This window comes from Streptomyces plumbidurans, from assembly GCF_019857225.1.
GTDB classification, from domain to species: domain Bacteria; phylum Actinomycetota; class Actinomycetes; order Streptomycetales; family Streptomycetaceae; genus Streptomyces; species Streptomyces plumbidurans.
The window spans coordinates 79,351-93,713 of record NZ_JAFJSY010000040.1; the positions used below are offsets into that span (position 1 = coordinate 79,351).

General features: G+C 69.8%; 17 protein-coding genes. 7 read left to right on the forward strand and 10 right to left on the reverse strand.

What is annotated here, in order from left to right:
• Nucleotides 1–6: 6 nt before the first annotated feature.
• Nucleotides 7–1,215: an RNA-guided endonuclease InsQ/TnpB family protein gene (locus JYK17_RS24765; RefSeq protein ID WP_108015578.1), complete on the reverse strand. Its 1,209-nt coding sequence runs from the start codon at nt 1,213–1,215 to the stop codon at nt 7–9.
• A gap of 25 nt (nt 1,216–1,240) precedes the next feature.
• Between JYK17_RS24765 and tnpA the strand changes: the two genes are divergently transcribed.
• The 3 genes from tnpA (at nt 1,241) to JYK17_RS24780 (ending at nt 3,010) form a co-directional block, all read left to right on the forward strand.
• Nucleotides 1,241–1,657, forward strand: a complete 417-nt coding sequence (gene tnpA / locus JYK17_RS24770) for an IS200/IS605 family transposase (protein WP_222811197.1) — start codon at nt 1,241–1,243, stop codon at nt 1,655–1,657.
• A 217-nt stretch (nt 1,658–1,874) separates the two neighbouring features.
• A complete protein-coding gene (locus JYK17_RS24775; protein WP_108015541.1) occupies nt 1,875–2,429 on the forward strand; it encodes a GH25 family lysozyme in 555 nt (184 codons plus the stop codon).
• A gap of 38 nt (nt 2,430–2,467) precedes the next feature.
• A complete protein-coding gene (locus tag JYK17_RS24780) occupies nt 2,468–3,010 on the forward strand; it encodes an MOSC domain-containing protein (protein ID WP_108015542.1) in 543 nt (180 codons plus the stop codon).
• A 43-nt stretch (nt 3,011–3,053) separates the two neighbouring features.
• Here JYK17_RS24780 and JYK17_RS24785 read toward each other — a convergent pair whose 3' ends face one another.
• Both JYK17_RS24785 and JYK17_RS24790 read right to left on the reverse strand, forming a co-directional pair.
• The gene (locus JYK17_RS24785; protein WP_372465270.1) at nt 3,054–3,791 is read right to left on the reverse strand and encodes an NADPH-dependent F420 reductase; all 738 of its coding nucleotides are present in this window, start codon (nt 3,789–3,791) and stop codon (nt 3,054–3,056) included.
• Nucleotides 3,792–3,866: 75 nt separating this feature from the next.
• Nucleotides 3,867–4,544 (reverse strand): FadR/GntR family transcriptional regulator, encoded by a 678-nt coding sequence (locus tag JYK17_RS24790; RefSeq protein ID WP_222811198.1) that lies wholly within the window; start codon nt 4,542–4,544, stop codon nt 3,867–3,869.
• 197 nt (nt 4,545–4,741) lie between these two features.
• Between JYK17_RS24790 and JYK17_RS24795 the strand changes: the two genes are divergently transcribed.
• The 3 genes from JYK17_RS24795 to JYK17_RS24805 all read left to right on the forward strand — a co-directional run bounded on the left by JYK17_RS24795 (nt 4,742) and on the right by JYK17_RS24805 (nt 7,119).
• Nucleotides 4,742–6,430, forward strand: a complete 1,689-nt coding sequence (locus JYK17_RS24795) for a 2-isopropylmalate synthase (protein ID WP_128801882.1) — start codon at nt 4,742–4,744, stop codon at nt 6,428–6,430.
• 102 nt (nt 6,431–6,532) lie between these two features.
• Nucleotides 6,533–6,757, forward strand: a complete 225-nt coding sequence (locus JYK17_RS24800; protein WP_108015545.1) for a hypothetical protein — start codon at nt 6,533–6,535, stop codon at nt 6,755–6,757.
• Nucleotides 6,757–7,119: a hypothetical protein gene (locus tag JYK17_RS24805; protein ID WP_222811199.1), complete on the forward strand. Its 363-nt coding sequence runs from the start codon at nt 6,757–6,759 to the stop codon at nt 7,117–7,119. The genes JYK17_RS24800 and JYK17_RS24805 overlap by 1 nt, the downstream gene beginning before the upstream one ends.
• Before the next feature lie 47 nt (nt 7,120–7,166).
• Here JYK17_RS24805 and JYK17_RS24810 read toward each other — a convergent pair whose 3' ends face one another.
• Both JYK17_RS24810 and JYK17_RS24815 read right to left on the reverse strand, forming a co-directional pair.
• Nucleotides 7,167–7,379 (reverse strand): EF-hand domain-containing protein, encoded by a 213-nt coding sequence (locus tag JYK17_RS24810; RefSeq protein ID WP_108015547.1) that lies wholly within the window; start codon nt 7,377–7,379, stop codon nt 7,167–7,169.
• Between the two features lie 58 nt (nt 7,380–7,437).
• The gene (locus JYK17_RS24815) at nt 7,438–8,349 is read right to left on the reverse strand and encodes a MerR family transcriptional regulator (protein ID WP_222811200.1); all 912 of its coding nucleotides are present in this window, start codon (nt 8,347–8,349) and stop codon (nt 7,438–7,440) included.
• Nucleotides 8,350–8,395: 46 nt separating this feature from the next.
• On the opposite strand from JYK17_RS24815, the gene JYK17_RS24820 reads away from it, so the two are divergent.
• Nucleotides 8,396–9,028, forward strand: a complete 633-nt coding sequence (locus tag JYK17_RS24820) for a GNAT family N-acetyltransferase (protein WP_222811201.1) — start codon at nt 8,396–8,398, stop codon at nt 9,026–9,028.
• A 21-nt stretch (nt 9,029–9,049) separates the two neighbouring features.
• Here the strand turns inward: JYK17_RS24820 and JYK17_RS24825 are convergent, their stop codons facing one another.
• The 5 genes from JYK17_RS24825 to JYK17_RS24845 all read right to left on the reverse strand — a co-directional run bounded on the left by JYK17_RS24825 (nt 9,050) and on the right by JYK17_RS24845 (nt 14,247).
• Entirely contained in the window at nt 9,050–10,237 is a 1,188-nt protein-coding gene (locus tag JYK17_RS24825; RefSeq protein WP_128801885.1) for a YncE family protein, read from the reverse strand.
• Nucleotides 10,237–11,013: a polysaccharide deacetylase family protein gene (locus JYK17_RS24830; RefSeq protein WP_108015551.1), complete on the reverse strand. Its 777-nt coding sequence runs from the start codon at nt 11,011–11,013 to the stop codon at nt 10,237–10,239. Before JYK17_RS24830 ends, JYK17_RS24825 begins: the two co-directional genes overlap by 1 nt.
• A gap of 324 nt (nt 11,014–11,337) precedes the next feature.
• Nucleotides 11,338–11,841 (reverse strand): ATP-binding protein, encoded by a 504-nt coding sequence (locus JYK17_RS24835; RefSeq protein WP_108015552.1) that lies wholly within the window; start codon nt 11,839–11,841, stop codon nt 11,338–11,340.
• A 306-nt stretch (nt 11,842–12,147) separates the two neighbouring features.
• Complete coding sequence (locus JYK17_RS24840; RefSeq protein ID WP_108015553.1) at nt 12,148–12,915, reverse strand: enoyl-CoA hydratase/isomerase family protein; 768 nt, start codon at nt 12,913–12,915, stop codon at nt 12,148–12,150.
• Nucleotides 12,916–13,005: 90 nt separating this feature from the next.
• Nucleotides 13,006–14,247 (reverse strand): L,D-transpeptidase, encoded by a 1,242-nt coding sequence (locus JYK17_RS24845; RefSeq protein WP_181362649.1) that lies wholly within the window; start codon nt 14,245–14,247, stop codon nt 13,006–13,008.
• Nucleotides 14,248–14,363 lie beyond the last annotated feature (116 nt).

Here is a 14,363-nt window from a genome sequence, read left to right on the forward strand (position 1 = left end):
TCCCGCCTACCGCGTCGTTGAAGGCTGCGGTGTCGAGTGGGTTCCTGCTTCGCTGCGCGGTGCCGGGACGAGTCCCGGTCTTACCTGCGCTCCACAGGCTGACACCGCCAGTCCGGCGGCCTTGGCGACGTTGACCGCCGCGTTGATGTCCCGGTCCAGGACCGTTCCGCAGGCCCCGCAGGTCCACACACGGACGCTGAGGGGCTTGGGGCCGTCCTTGACGCCGCACTGCGAGCACACCTGACTGGTGGGTTCGAAGCGGCCGACGCGGACGGAGGTGCGCCCGTACCGGGCGGCTTTGTACTCCAGCATGGTCACGAACGCCGACCATCCGGCGTCGTGCACGGACTTGGCCAGACGTGTGCGCGCGAGCCCCTTCACCGCCAGGTCCTCCACGGCGACCGCTTGGTTCTCGCGGATCAGCTTCGTGGAGAGCTGGTGGTGGAACTCGCGGCGCGCGTCGGCCACCTTCGCGTGAGCGCGGGCGACCTTGACCCTGGCCTTGTTCCGGTTGCTGGAGCGCTTCTCCTTGCGGGAGAGGGCCCGCTGCGCCTTCTTCAGGCGCTTCTCCGCCCGGCGCAGGAAGCGCGGGGAGTCGATCTTTGTCCCGTCGGAGAGGACCGCGAAGTGTCCGAGCCCGAGATCGATGCCCACCTCGGGCGTGACCTCGGGCAGGACTTCCTGCGGGCCGGTCTCGACGACGAAGCTCGCGAAGTACCTGCCCGCGCTGTCCTTGACCACCGTCACCGTGGACGGCGTTGAGGGCAGGGAGCGGGACCACTTCACCTTGACGTCGCCGATCTTCGGCAGGCGCAGCTTCTGTCCCACAGTGATCGACCAGCGGGCGTTCGCGGTGAACCGAACCGACTGCCGGGTGTCCCGCTTCGACTTGTACCGGGGTGCACCCATGCGCGGGCGCTTGCCTTTCAGGCCGCCGAAGAAGTTCCGGTACGCGGTGTCCAGGTCGCGCAGGGACTGCTGGAGGACGACCGCCGAGACCTCGCCGAGCCAGGCCCGCTCGGGGGTGTTCTTCGCCTCGGTGATGAGTTGCTTCGACAGGTCGCCGGTCTTCGGGAACGGCATGCCTTCGCCGCGGGCGGTCTCCCGAGCCCGGAGGGCGTCGTTGTAGACCACCCGCGCACACCCGAACGCCCTCGCCAACGCCATGCGCTGACCGGCGCTCGGGTACAGGCGGAAGCTGTACCGAAGCTGCACACGGATCATGATACGCAGTTGGTTTATGGGTATCGATGAGAACGTTCGTACAGGTCGTCACTGCGTCTTCCGGATGCATGTTCACTTGGTTTTCGTGACGAAGTACCGGCACAAGGTCTTCGCCGACCGGCACCTGACGCGGTGCGAGGAGATCATGCGGGCCGTGTGCGAGGACTTCGAGGCCGAGCTGGTGGAGTTCAACGGCGAGGCCAACCACGTCCACCTGCTGGTGAACTTCCCTCCGAAAGTCGCCGCGTCCAGGCTGGTGAACTCCCTCAAGGGCGTGTCCTCGCGCAGACTCCGCCGGGAGTTCCCCGACCTGGTCCGCCACTACTGGCGGGCACAGCGCCTGTGGTCCGGCTCGTACTTCGCCGGATCGGTCGGCGGCGCCCCCCTCAGCATCGTGAAGCAGTACATCGAGCAGCAGAACCGACCGCTCTGACCCGGGCTGAGGTGAACACTGCGGATCCACGCACACAGCCGAGGTCAGAGCAGTTCTCAGCTTCGCTTCACCACCGGGCTGAAGCCCGGTGCACTGCGAACAGACCCGGTAGCGCCGACCTTTCCACGCCGTTTCCACATCCGGAAGGGATCACCCGTGTCAGTGTGGTGGGTACATGAACCCCTGTCCCCCCACCGGCACTTCAGGGAGTCCTCACATGCTGCGCGGCATCGACGTAAGCGCATATCAGTCGTCCTCGTACGGCACGGACGGCCTCTCCTTCGCCTTCATCAAGGCGACGGAAGGCCATTCGTACATCAACCCCAAGCTCACCGCCCAGACGAAGCACGGCCGTGACGCCGGACTCGTCGTCGGCTTCTACCACTTCCTGTGGCCGGGCAACCTCCAGACCCAGGCGGAGTACTTCGTCAAGCACGCCCCCGAGAAGGCGGGCGACATCCTCGCCGTCGACTGGGAACGCACCAGCGAGGGCACCCACGCGAGCAACGCGGAGAAGGACCACTTCATCCGCATCCTGAAGGACCTGCGCCCGAACAACCAGGTCGTGCTCTATACGAACCGGGACTTCTGGCTCAATGTCGACACCACGTCGTACGCCGGCGACGGCCTCTGGATCGCCGACTACGTCACGGCGGGCAAGCCCCGCATCAAGGCCAAGTGGCGCTTCCACCAGTACACCAGCGACCCCCACGACAAGGACGTGGCGGACTTCGCGGACAAGGCGGCGTTGAAGAAGTGGGCCGCCGGATAAGCTCCTGAGCACGGGTGTCGTGCGGCGGAGGGGATCGAATGGGCGGGGCGGTCAGTGCGGTCAGCAGGAACGGGGTGTACTCGTTCACCAAGCCGAACCGGGAGAGCATCACCTTGCTCGCGGGGCTCGGGGTGGAGGGGGATGTGCACGCCGGTACGACCGTGAAGCACCGCAGCCGGATGCGCCGGGACCCCTCGCAGCCCAATCTGCGGCAGGTGCACCTCATCCACGAGGAGCTGTTCGAGGAGGTGCGGGCGGCCGGGTTCGAGGTCGCGGCCGGGCAGCTCGGGGAGAACGTGACCACACGCGGGATCGATCTGCTGGGCCTGCCCGTCGGGACGCTGCTGCGGCTCGGTGACGAGGCCGTGGTCGAGGTGACCGGGCTGCGGAACCCGTGTCTGCAGATCGACGGCTTCCAGGACGGACTGCTCAAGCAGGTCGTCGGGCGGGACGAGGACGGTGCCGTGCTGCGCCGTGCCGGGATCATGAGCGTGGTCGTGACGGGCGGGCCGGTGCGGCCGGGCGACCCGGTGGAGGTCGAACTGCCCAGCGGGCCGCACCGGCCCCTCGACGTCGTCTGAGCCGTACGGCCGCGACCTCCCTGGGCCGTTCCCGAGCCGTCCCTTACGCCCGGAAGTCCGCGGGCCGCTCCGGGGACGCCTCCGCGAGGGCCTTGGTGACCGTGTCGGCGTTCTCCCGCATCCCGTACACCGGTGTGCCGGGCTGCTGGCGCCAGGAGTCGTCGAGGCCGCCGGCGTCCACAGTGTCGAAGCCGAGCGCGTCGATCAGCTCCCGTACCTTCCGCTTCGCGGCGGCGTCGTCGCCCGCGACCGGCAGCGCCATGCGGTCAGCGGCGCCGGCCGGGCGGGGCAGGTCGAGGAGGTCCTGGGCGTAGGTCTCGTTGAACGCCTTGATCACCGGGTGGCCGATCAGGCGTTCCGCATAGCGGCTCTCGGTGAGGCCCTCGTCCTCGATCGCCGCGATCCTGCCGTCGCGCTGCGGGTAGTAGTTGCCGGTGTCGATGACCGCGACGCCGTCCACGGCGCCGTCCAGCAGTCCGGACGGGAGGTCGGGGAGCGCCTTCAGGGGGATCGTGACGATGACGATCTCCGCGCCACGGGCCGCTTCCTCGACGGTGACGGGCGTCGCGCCGGTCTCCTCGGCCAGTGCCGTGAGCGTGTGGGGGCCGCGGGAGTTGGCGACGGAGACGTCGTGGCCGAGGCCGGTGAGCCGCCGGGTGAGGTTGCCGCCGATGTTGCCCGCGCCGATGATGCCGATCTTCATGACAGGACCTTTCGCTTCATGACAGGACCCTTTTGTGCGGGGGTGGGGTGCCGCGCGATGTAGTGCATGCACGCGCATGCTTCTTGGGCCACCACAACCCCTCGAGTACCCGCGCTATTCCGGCTGCTGCGCCGACCGGGTGACGTCCATGCGTCATCCGGCGAACGGGTCCTCCAGTTCCTGTCGCAGCACCTCCGCCGCCCCCTCCGCGTCCCCGTCCGCGACCGCCCGTACGAGCGCCTCGTGGGCCGCGTCCGCGGTGTTCGGGTCCCGCGTCCGCAGCCCGGTCAGGGCCAGCAGTTCGACCAGGCCGGTGCGCAGGACGGGCGTGAACTCGGTGAACAGGTCGGCGAGTACGGGGTTGTGGGCGGCGGCGACCACGGCCGCGTGGAGGGCGATGTCGGCGTCGACGAAGGCCGCGTCCTCGCCGGAGGCGGCGGTACGGCGTTGCTCCAGCGCGCGTTCGATCGCGGCGACGTCCTCGGGGGTGCGCCGCCGCGCGGCCAGCCGGGCGGCGTGCACCTCGACGGCCATGCGCACCTCGTAGACGTCGCTCACCGCCGCCCGGCGCAGCCGCGTGGGCCAGTCCTCGGCCGGTTCGGTGGCGATGACGAAGACTCCGGCACCCTGCCGGGGCTGGACGAGGCCCGCTCCGGCCAGCGCGCGCAGCGCCTCGCGGACGGTGGAGCGGCCCACGCCGAGTTCCTTGGCGAGCGTGGTCTCGCCGGGCAGCCGGGTGCCGACCGGCCAGTGGCCGCCGGTGATCTGCGCGCGCAGTCGCTCCGCGGCCTGTTCGACCAGGGGGCTGGGGCGGAGGGCGCCGAGCGGCATCGGGATCTCCAACTTGTCTGAGGAGTGAGCCGTTCTCACTTGTCTGAGGAGCTGAGCAGTGGTTAGCCTACCGGCATGACGCTCCGTGGTCTCCTTCTTCTCGGCTGCCGCGGCGGGGCCTGACGCGACCGGCCCCCCGCCGCGGGTCGCCGTGCTGCCGGTCACCGTCCCACCGAGCCGAAGGCCAGCAGCAGACGATGACCACCACCGCGTACGAGCTGTGGAATCCGCAGCGTCCCAGCCCCATGCCCCACCACCGCTACCGTCCCTATCAGGAGCGGGTGAACGTCCCTTCCGGCGACCGGAGTTGGCCCTCCGCCCGGATCGAGCGCGCTCCCCTGTGGGTCCCCGTCGACCTGCGCGACGGCAACCAGGCGCTCGCCGAGCCGATGGACACACCCCGCAAGCGGCGCTTCTTCGAACTGCTGGTGGCGACCGGCTTCAAGGAGATCGAGGTCGGCTACCCCTCGGCGAGCCGTACGGACTTCGACTTCGTACGGCACCTGGTGACCTCCGGCGCCGTGCCGGACGATGTCACGCCGGTGGTGTTCACCCCGGCCAGGCCGGAGCTGATCGACCGCACCTTCGAGGCGATCGCGGGGCTGCCGCGGGCGGTCGTGCATCTGTACATCGCGACGTCGCCGGTGTGGCGGGACGTGGTGCTGGGCCGGGACCGGGGCGATGTGGGGAAGATCGTCCGGGAGGCGGCGGAGCAGATGGCGCGGCTGGCCGGGGACGCACCGGGAATCCGCTTCCAGTTCTCCCCGGAGACCTTCAATCTGACCGAGCCCGACTTCGTCCTCGAACTGTGCGACTCGCTCACCGAGTTGTGGGAGGCGAGCCCCGACCGACCGGTCACGCACAACCTGCCGGCGACCGTCGAGATCGCCACGCCGAACGTGTACGCGGACCAGATCGAGTACATGCACCGCCATCTGGCCCGGCGCGAGGCGGTGATCCTCTCCGTGCACCCGCACAACGACCGCGGCACGGGCGTGGCCTGCGCCGAACTCGCCGTGCTGGCGGGCGCGCAGCGCGTGGAGGGCTGCCTGTTCGGCAACGGTGAGCGCACCGGTAACGTCGACCTGGTGACACTCGCGCTCAATCTGTACACCCAAGGGGTCGATCCCATGGTCGACTTCGGCGACATCGACGCGGTGCGGGAGACGGTCGAGCACTGCAACCGGCTGCCCGTCCATGTGCGCCACCCCTACGCCGGCGACCTCGTGCACACGGCGTTCTCCGGCACCCACCAGGACGCGATCGGCAAGGGTCTCGCCCAGCACGCCCGTACGGCGGCCGAGTTGGGCGTCCCGGAGGGCCGGGCGCCCTGGTCGGTGCCGTATCTGCCGATCGACCCGGCCGACATCGGGCGTTCCTACGAGGCCGTCATCCGGGTCAACTCCCAGTCCGGCAAGGGCGGTGTGGCCCATTTGCTGCGCACGCGGCACGGCATCGACCTGCCGCCGCGGATGCGTCCCGACTTCTCGCGCGTCGTCCAGGAGGCGACGGACGACAGCGGCCGGGAGGCCACCGCGAAGGAGCTGTACGAACTGTTCCGGGCGACCTATCTGGCTCAAGGCGCCCTGCGGCTGCACGCCTGGTCCGCGCACGAGGAGTTTCCCGGCGTCCACCGCTTCGTCTGCACCCTCGAGACCGACGACCGCACCGGCGACTACGAGGGCACGGGCGCAGGCGTGCTCACCGCCTTCGCCGACGCACTCACCGGCGCCGGCTTCCCGGTCGAGGTGCTGGACCTCACCGAGAACGGGACGACCGCCTTCGCCGAGTGCCGCGTGAACGGCACCACGACCTGGGGCGCGGGCACGGGCCCGACCGCGGCGGTGCAGGCGGTGCTGTCGGCGGTCGATCGGGCGGTGCGATGAGCGATGGTCGCGAGGGCGGATCGACCTGCAGGACTGGACAGCTAGCAATTGCTAGGTAATGCTGGTCGAGCCTTCAGCCCACACTTGCACACGGGAGCACCGATGCAGACCCAGGACACCAAGCAGTTGAACGTGCGTCTGCCCGCCGAGCTGGTCGACAAGGCCAAGGCCATAGCTCACGAGCGCGGAATGATGCTGTCCGGCTACATCAGGACCCTCATCGAGCGGGACCTCGAAGGCCAGGAGACCCCGGACGAAACGGTCCCGCCGCACGTGCTGGCCGCAGCCAAGGCCTTCGCGGAGGCTCTGGAGGCAGGGCGCTCCTGATGGAACTCACTGTCGACCTGCGCTGGGCCCTCGTCATCGCGGACCAGCTCGCCGAACCCCCCGAGGTCGAAGACATCCCCGCGCTCGAAGCAGCCATCGCCCGGCATGCGAGCAAGAACCGGGCCGACGCCGACAACGCCTGGAGAGCGGCCACCCTTGCGGCAACGGTGGTGCAACTACGTCCGTTCGCATGCCGCAACGAGGAGGTCGCCGCTCTCTACGCGTACTCCTTCATGGTTCATGCGGGCGAGCCGCCGACCGTGGAGGCAGCGCAACTCGTCGGCATGCTGACCCGGGTCTCGACCGCCGAGATCGGGATCGACATGTTCGCCACCTTTCTGCGCAACGCGCGCACCACATGACGAAGGGGGTGCCCATCCGGAATACGAAGGGGCACCCCCTGAGTGTCCTACTTGTTCAGGTACGCCCAGAACTCGTCGAACGACAGCATCTTGTCGCCGTTGATGTCGCGGGTCTTGATGATGGCCTCGGCGACCGACTCGGTGACGTTCCAGTCGCCCCCCTGGGCCAGGGCGGTCTTGAACTCGGCGGCGGTGATGAAGCCGTCGCCGTCGGTGTCGATCCGCTGGAAATCCTTGCGTGCTGCTTCGATGTCGGCCACCGATCCGCCCCTTATGTTCGTGCTTGTATGCCGTGCTGGCGTACTGACGCAGGTCAGACTAACGGCCCGGGTGCGCCTGCAGCGCGGCGACCACCCAGCCGAACTCCTCCTCGAAGGCCCGCACGGGCTGGTCCTTGAGGATGCCGAGCAGTTCGCGCCAGCGGGCGATGCGGACATTGTGGGACGCCGTGATGCGTTCGAGGACGGCGGCCCGGTCGGCGTTCCCGAGCAGTTTCCGCAGCACCTTGTCGGCCTCCGGCGACTCGGGCGCGACCCCCTTCTCCCGTGCCCGGCCCACGAGTTCGACGAGCAACTTGGCGAACCACATGGACGCCCCGGCGGGCGTCTCCGGCCCCCGGTCGGCGTGGTTGAACTCCGCCGCCTTGCGCATCTGCGCCCGGAACTCGGGGTCCTGCACCATCTCCGCCAGCTCCACCCAGGCGTCGACCTGCTCCGGGGTCGGGTCGTCCGGCAGGTTCACCGCGGTGTTGCGCATCCGCTCGCGGATGTCGGGGTCGACGAGGTCGAGCCCGTGGAACATCTCCTCCACGAACTCCTCCATGATCCGCCGGCGTTCGGCCGCCGACAGCCTGGCCAGTCTGTTCATCAGGGTCATCTCCTCTGCGGTCGAACCGCGTCGCGCCACGGACGACAGCACCGCACGGGTCACCTTCAGGGTGTTGATCTGCGCGTCCAGCGCGACCACGTGCGCGGCCGCGACCTCCGCGACCGTCCGGTCCCCGGCCAGCACCTTGCGTACGTCGTCGAGCCCGAGACCCAGCTCGCGCAGCGTGCGGATCAGTTCGAGCCGGGCGGCGGATCCGGCGTCGTAGAGCCGGTAGCCGCCCGCGGAGCGAGTCACCGGGGTCAGGACGCCCTCGTCGGACCAGTAGCGGATGGTGCGCACCGTCAGACCGGCGGACCTGGCCAGCTCCCCGATGGTGAAAAGTTCGGTGCCGTCGTCGATCATGTCTGCGAGTCTGGGCCTTCCAGTGGGTGGAGACTCAAGGAGCGCGATGGAGACGTTGCGGGACATTCTCGACGCCGCCGCCCGCGGTGTCTTCCCGCCCGCCGACGGTCGTACGACGGTGGTCCCGCAGGACTGCGAGCGGGACGCGGGGGTGCTCGCCTTCACCGCGCACGCCGTCGTCCTCACCGACGAGGACCCGGACTGGGTCCGCCGCGCGCTGCGCGCCGTCGACTGCGACGCGCTGGCCGCGCCCATGAACCCGCTTTTCCTGGCGGCGTTCGCCGAGCGGACGGGGCGTACGGCCGAGACGATCGACGCGATGCTGGTCGCCGCCCCGCTGCCGGGCGCGGCGCCGCTCGCCCTTGAGGAGATCGGGGACGCCGGGCACTCGCGCGTCGTCTACGCCCGCGGGCGGCGTGACGAGGTGCGGGCGTGGGCGGCCGAGGGCGGGGTGCTGGTGACGGGGCGCGGGGTCGGCGGGCGGCTGGAGGTCTCCGTCGAGGTCGACGAGGAGGCGCGGCAACGGGGGCTGGGTCGGGCGCTGGTGACGGCGGCCCGTCATCTCGCCGGCGAGCCGCTGTGGGCGCAGGTCGCGCCGGGCAACGCCCGGAGCCTGCGGGCGTTCCTGGCGGCGGGCTATCGCCCCGTGGGGTCGGAACTGCTGCTGCACGCGCGCTAGTTCGGACTCCGCGAGGCGGGCTCAGCGGAAGACGCCGGTGTGGCCGAGCGAGTAGCGGCCCGGCTGCGGGTACACCGCGAGGCCGTGCGGGCCGCTGCCGACCTTGATGCGGGCCAGCTGCTCGCCGGTGCGGGTGTCGATGGCGTACACCTCGGAGTTGTAGCGTCCCGACAGCCACAGCACCTTGCCGTCCGCCGAGACGCCGCCCATGTCGGGGCTGCCGCCGTCGGGCAGCCGCCACTTCTTGGTGAGCTTGTTCTCGCGGAAGTCGAAGACGGAGACGGAGCCCTCGCCGCGGTTGGAGATGTACATCTCGCGCGAGTCGCGGCTGACGTAGAGGCCGTGGGCGCCCTTGCCGGTGTGCAGCAGGGTGGGGCGGGTGAACCGGTCGCCGTCCAGGATCCATACGCCGTCGGCGGCCATGTCGGCGATGTAGAACCGCTTGCCGTCGGGCGAGATCTTGACGTCCTGCGGCATCGACCCGTCGAACGGCAGCTTCTCCTGGCCGATCACCTTCATGCTCGCCGTGTCGACCTTGAGCAGTTCGCCGCTGAACTCGCAGGAGACGATGAAGTACCGGCCGTCGGCGGAGAAGTCGGCGTGGTTGACGCCGTAGCAGGTGACCGGGACGGTCTTCACGCGCTTCATGGTGTGCGCGTCGCGGAAGACGAGTTCGCGGTCGAGGGAGGCCATGACGATGGCGTACTTGCCGTCGGGCGTGAAGTAGAGGTTGTAGGGGTCGTGGACGTCGACCGTCGGGCCGGCCTTCCCCGTCCTCGGGTCGATGGGGGTGAGGGTGTTGCCCTTGTCGTTGTTGACCCACAGCGTCTTGAGGTCCCAGGAGGGGACGACGTGCTGGGGCTGGATGCCGACCGGGATCGTCTCGATGACCTTGTACGTCTTCGGGTCGATGACCGAGACCGTGTTGGAGTTGGTGTTGGGGACGTAGACGCGGGAGGGGAAGTCCCGGACCACCGGGGAGAGCCGGTTCGGGCGGTCGGCCGCGTACACGTCGTGCGGGTCGAGCACGGGCGGCATCCCGGGCAGACCCGGAGGGGGTGCCTTCTTGTGCGCCGGGGCGGCGGCGGGCTTGCTGCCGAGGGCCTCGTTGCTGTGCTGTCCGGGTGCGCCGGCGCACGAAGCGAGGGGGGCGAGCACGGCGAGGACGCCGGCGGCGATCAGGGCGCGGGTGTGCCGGGTGGGGTGCATCAGGTGAACAGCTCCGTGGTGGTCACGGCGGACAGGCCGCGGTGGGCGAGTTCTTGCAGTACGACGGGGAGCGCGGCGACCGTGTCCTGGTAGCCGAAGTGCAGGCTCACCACGGATCCGCGTTGAACCTTGCCGAGGACGTTGCGTACGACGGCGTCCGCGCCGGGGGCGGTGTAGTCGAGCGAGTCGACGTCGTACGACAGGACGTGGGGGTAACCGGCGGCGCGGGCCAGGTCCACGACCAAAGGGGACGCGAGCGGAGCCCGGGAGGGGCGGAACCAGGTCCCGATGGAGCCGGTCAGCTTCTTCAGGCGACCGGCGCAGGCGGTGATCTCGGTGCGGGCGTCGGCCTCGGCCATGGTGTTGATGGCCAGGTGCCGCTGGGTGTGGTTGCCGAGGTCGTGGCCGCCGTCGAGGATGCGGCGGGCCAGCTCCGGGTGCTGGTCGAGCCAGCTGCCGACGGCCAGTACGGTGACGCGGGCCCCGTGCTTCTCCGCCGCGGCGAGCAGGGCGCGGGCGATGGCGGGGTCGCCCTGGCCGTGGAAGGTGAGGGCCACGCGTGGGCGGGTGCGGGGGCCGTGGGTGAGCTGGGCGGGTTGACCCGGGTAAGCGCGGGGTGGGGGCGCCGGCGTCTGGGCGGGGGGATCGGCGGTGGTGTGCGCCACCGGCGTGGAGTGCGCGACGGCGCCGTTCGGCGCGCAGCCTGCGGTGAGGACACCTGCGGCAAGAAGCCCGGCGCCCGTACGGAGCGCCGTCCGGCGGTCGGTCGAGGTCACCGCACCATTTAAAGGGCGATAAGCAAAAAAACGGCCGATTGACCCGATCGGCGCATGTCCCCGGGTCGCAACCCACAGCCACCCGTTTATGCACGCCGCCCGCGCAGTCGCCCCCGCCCTGCTGATCGGCCCTGCCGTGCTGGTCCGCCCCCAGCGATCGGACCCGCCCCGGCCGTCAGCGCTGGCGCCAGCGATCGGCCCTGCTCCCGGCGGTCACCCCATCCCTGGCCTGCCCAAGCGGTCGACCCTCCCCCGAGAATCAGCCCCACCCCGGCAACCGCCCCCGCCCCGATGATCACCCTCGCCCCGGCGGCCAGCCGCGCCCTAGCGGTCCGCCACCCTCATCTCGAACCACGTCGTCTTGCCGCGGGGCAGTAGGTCGACTCCCCAGCGGTCGGAGAGTTTGTCGACCAGGAAGAGGCCTCGGCCGCTGATGTCCATGTCCTGGACCGGCATGAGGCAGGGGAGGCCTCGGGAGGGGTCGCGGACCTCGATGCGGAGCCAGCCGCGGCGGCGGCGCATGCGCAGGCCGAAGGTGCGGGCGCCGGTGTGGCGGACCGCGTTGCCGACGAGTTCGGAGACGAGCAGGACGGCGTCCTCGGTCATCTTGGGGGTGAGGCCCCACTGCCGCAGGACCACGACCTGGGTGAGCCGGCGGGCGGTGGCGGCGGACTCCGGGCGGGACGGCAGCGGGACCTCCGCCTCGGTCGGGTTGCCGAACAACTCGAGCGCCTTGAGCGCCTGCTCGTCCTCGACCGCGGGCGACCAGCGCGCCGCCGTCACACGGCTGTGTCCCCGCGGCTGTTCGATGCCATCCAGCCCCGCCATGCCCCCATCATGGCCGCACGAAGCGCCCTCCGGGGCCGTTCCGGGGGAATACGCCCCCCGGAACGCGTCCTTCCGAATGGTTCGTTCGGCATATGCCTACGGCAGTTCGGAAGCGTCAACAGCCCGTCCGGCCTGCGGTGAAGGCCGGCCCACTGGCAATCGACACCCTCCCTCGACGAGGCAGACTTAAGGTTGCCTTAAGGCTCCCATAATGCGCCCCATCGAGCGATCCGGATCAGACGCCGTGTCAATTGCAAGTGGTTTCGCGGATGTTCACAGCAACCACTGCCTCGACCGTCCCGTCGCTCAGAGGAACTTCGCCTTCCCCGGCCCTTCCTCGACGAAGCTCCGCATTCCGCGCTCGCGGTCCTCCGTCGCGAACAGCCCTGCGAACCAGTTCCGTTCGACCGCAAGGCCCGTCTCGATGTCCGTCTCCAGGCCGGTGTCGATCGACTCCTTCGCGGCCCGCAGGGCGATCGCCGGGCCCTGCGCCAGCCGCGCCGCCCACGCGTGCGCCGCCGTATAGACCTCCTCGGCCGGGACCACGCGGTCCACCAGGCCCAGTGTCAGCGCCTCGTCCGCCTTGACCATACGGCCGGTGAAGATCAGGTCCTTCGCCTTCGACGGCCCGACCAGCCGCGACAGCCGCTGGGTGCCGCCCGCCCCCGGGATCAGCCCGAGCAGGATCTCCGGCTGCCCCAGCTTGGCGTTCTCCGCCGCGATGCGATAGTCCGCGCACAGCGCCAACTCGCAGCCGCCGCCCAGCGCATAGCCCGTGATCGCCGCGACCACCGGCTTGGGGATGCGGGCCACGGCAGTGAACGAGTCCTGCAGGGCTCGGGAGCGCAGGACCATCGCCGCGTGGTCCATGTTCTGCATCTCCTTGATGTCCGCACCCGCCGCGAACACCTTCTCCCCGCCGTACACGATCACGGCCCGTACGTCCTCGCGCCGGGTCGCCTCCTCGGCGAGTTCCTTCAAGCGGTCCTGCGTGGCCACGTCCAGCGCGTTCATCGGCGGACGGTCGAGGCGGATGGTGCCGACACCTTCGGCGACTTCGAGATTCACGGTCATGAGGGCAGGTTAACGGGGACTAACGGCAACGGCCCCGGTGCAGTACCTCACACCGGGGCCGTACGTCATGCGGCACGGACCGCGGAGGGCCTACGCCTTCCACTTCTCCCACGACATGTTCCAGCCGTTGAGGCCGTTGGCCGGGTCGACCGTGCGGTCGTGGGAGCGCTTGACCTCGACCACGTCGCCGACGATCGAGTGGTCGAAGAACCACCCGCCGGGCAGACTGCGGTCGTAGCCGCCGCGCGTGTCCTGCAGGCCGACGCAGCCGTGGCTGGAGTTGTAGTTGCCGAAGGCTCCGCCGCCCCAGTAGTTGCCGTGGATGAAGGTGCCGGAGTCGGTCAGGCGCATCGCGTCGGGCACGTCCTTGATGTCGTACTCGCCGCCGTAGCCGACCGTTTCGCCGTTCATACGGGTCACCCGCAGCCGCTCGCTGATGACCATCCGGCCGTTCCAGGTGTCGTAGCCGGGCTTTCCGGTGGTGACGGGGATGGTCTTGACGACCTTGCCGTCCTGGGTGACCTTCATCTTGTGGGTCTTGGCGTCGACGACAGAGACCTGGTTGCGGCCGATGGTGAACTTCACCGTTTTGACCTGCTTGCCGTAGACGCCCGGGCGGCCCTCGACGCCGTCGAGGTTCAGCTTCACCGTGACCTTCGTGCCGGACGCCCAGTACTTCTCCGGGCGGAAGTCGAGGCGGTCGTTGCCGAACCAGTGGCCCTCGACGTCGACGGCCGGCTCGGTCTTGATGCTGATGGCCTTCTCGACATCCTCGGGGTGCGTGATGCCCCGGGTGAAGCGGAGCGAGAACGGCATCCCCACGCCCACCGTGGAGCCGTTCTCGGGGGTGAAGTTGCCGATGAAGGTGTTGTGCGGGGTGAGGGTGGTGAAGCTGGAGTCCTCCGCCGCCTCACGGCCCTCGGAGTCCTTGGCGACCGCGTGCACCGTGTACTTGGTGGCGGCCGCGAGATGCGTGGACGGAGTCCAGCCGGTGCCGCCGCCGGTGATCTTCCCGGGGACCGCCGCCCCCTTGTCGTCCTTGACCTCGACCGCGGTCAACCTGCCCTTGCTCGCGGTCACCTTGAGGGCGCCGGTCGTGTCGACGGACTTCGCAGCGTTCTTGGGGGCGATCGTGACCACCGCCTCCGACTGCTTGCTCTGCGCCGCGTCCGCCCCCTTGGCCTTGCTGTCGCCGGACGCCCCGGAACCCGAGCCCCCGCCCCCGCACGCGGTGACGGCCAGCAGCAGCACGCCGCATATGAGTGCCGGCACTGCCCGGCGCCCGCGTCCGCCCGCGTCAACCGACGCCCCCGATATCGGCCGCACGTTCAAGTTGTTCTCCCCTCGCCGGGCCTGGTCAGGCCCGCGCCCCGGCGCGTACCACGCGCGCATTGGCGCATATTAACCGCAAGAATTTGGGGATCGTGTCAGGTGAAGGTCACCGTTCA

Excerpts from the sequence above, each read along its gene's own strand:
- tnpA (WP_222811197.1), top strand. The coding sequence starts at position 1,241 with ATGGGTATCGATGAGAACGTTCGTACAGGTCGTCACTGCGTCTTCCGG.
- JYK17_RS24775 (WP_108015541.1), top strand. The coding sequence starts at position 1,875 with ATGCTGCGCGGCATCGACGTAAGCGCATATCAGTCGTCCTCGTACGGC.
- JYK17_RS24780 (WP_108015542.1), top strand. The coding sequence starts at position 2,468 with ATGGGCGGGGCGGTCAGTGCGGTCAGCAGGAACGGGGTGTACTCGTTC.
- JYK17_RS24785 (WP_372465270.1), bottom strand. The coding sequence starts at position 3,791 with ATGCGCGTGCATGCACTACATCGCGCGGCACCCCACCCCCGCACAAAA.
- JYK17_RS24790 (WP_222811198.1), bottom strand. The coding sequence starts at position 4,544 with ATGCCGCTCGGCGCCCTCCGCCCCAGCCCCCTGGTCGAACAGGCCGCG.
- JYK17_RS24795 (WP_128801882.1), top strand. The coding sequence starts at position 4,742 with ATGACCACCACCGCGTACGAGCTGTGGAATCCGCAGCGTCCCAGCCCC.
- JYK17_RS24800 (WP_108015545.1), top strand. The coding sequence starts at position 6,533 with ATGCAGACCCAGGACACCAAGCAGTTGAACGTGCGTCTGCCCGCCGAG.
- JYK17_RS24805 (WP_222811199.1), top strand. The coding sequence starts at position 6,757 with ATGGAACTCACTGTCGACCTGCGCTGGGCCCTCGTCATCGCGGACCAG.
- JYK17_RS24815 (WP_222811200.1), bottom strand. The coding sequence starts at position 8,349 with ATGATCGACGACGGCACCGAACTTTTCACCATCGGGGAGCTGGCCAGG.
- JYK17_RS24820 (WP_222811201.1), top strand. The coding sequence starts at position 8,396 with ATGGAGACGTTGCGGGACATTCTCGACGCCGCCGCCCGCGGTGTCTTC.
- JYK17_RS24825 (WP_128801885.1), bottom strand. The coding sequence starts at position 10,237 with ATGCACCCCACCCGGCACACCCGCGCCCTGATCGCCGCCGGCGTCCTC.
- JYK17_RS24835 (WP_108015552.1), bottom strand. The coding sequence starts at position 11,841 with ATGGCGGGGCTGGATGGCATCGAACAGCCGCGGGGACACAGCCGTGTG.
- JYK17_RS24840 (WP_108015553.1), bottom strand. The coding sequence starts at position 12,915 with ATGACCGTGAATCTCGAAGTCGCCGAAGGTGTCGGCACCATCCGCCTC.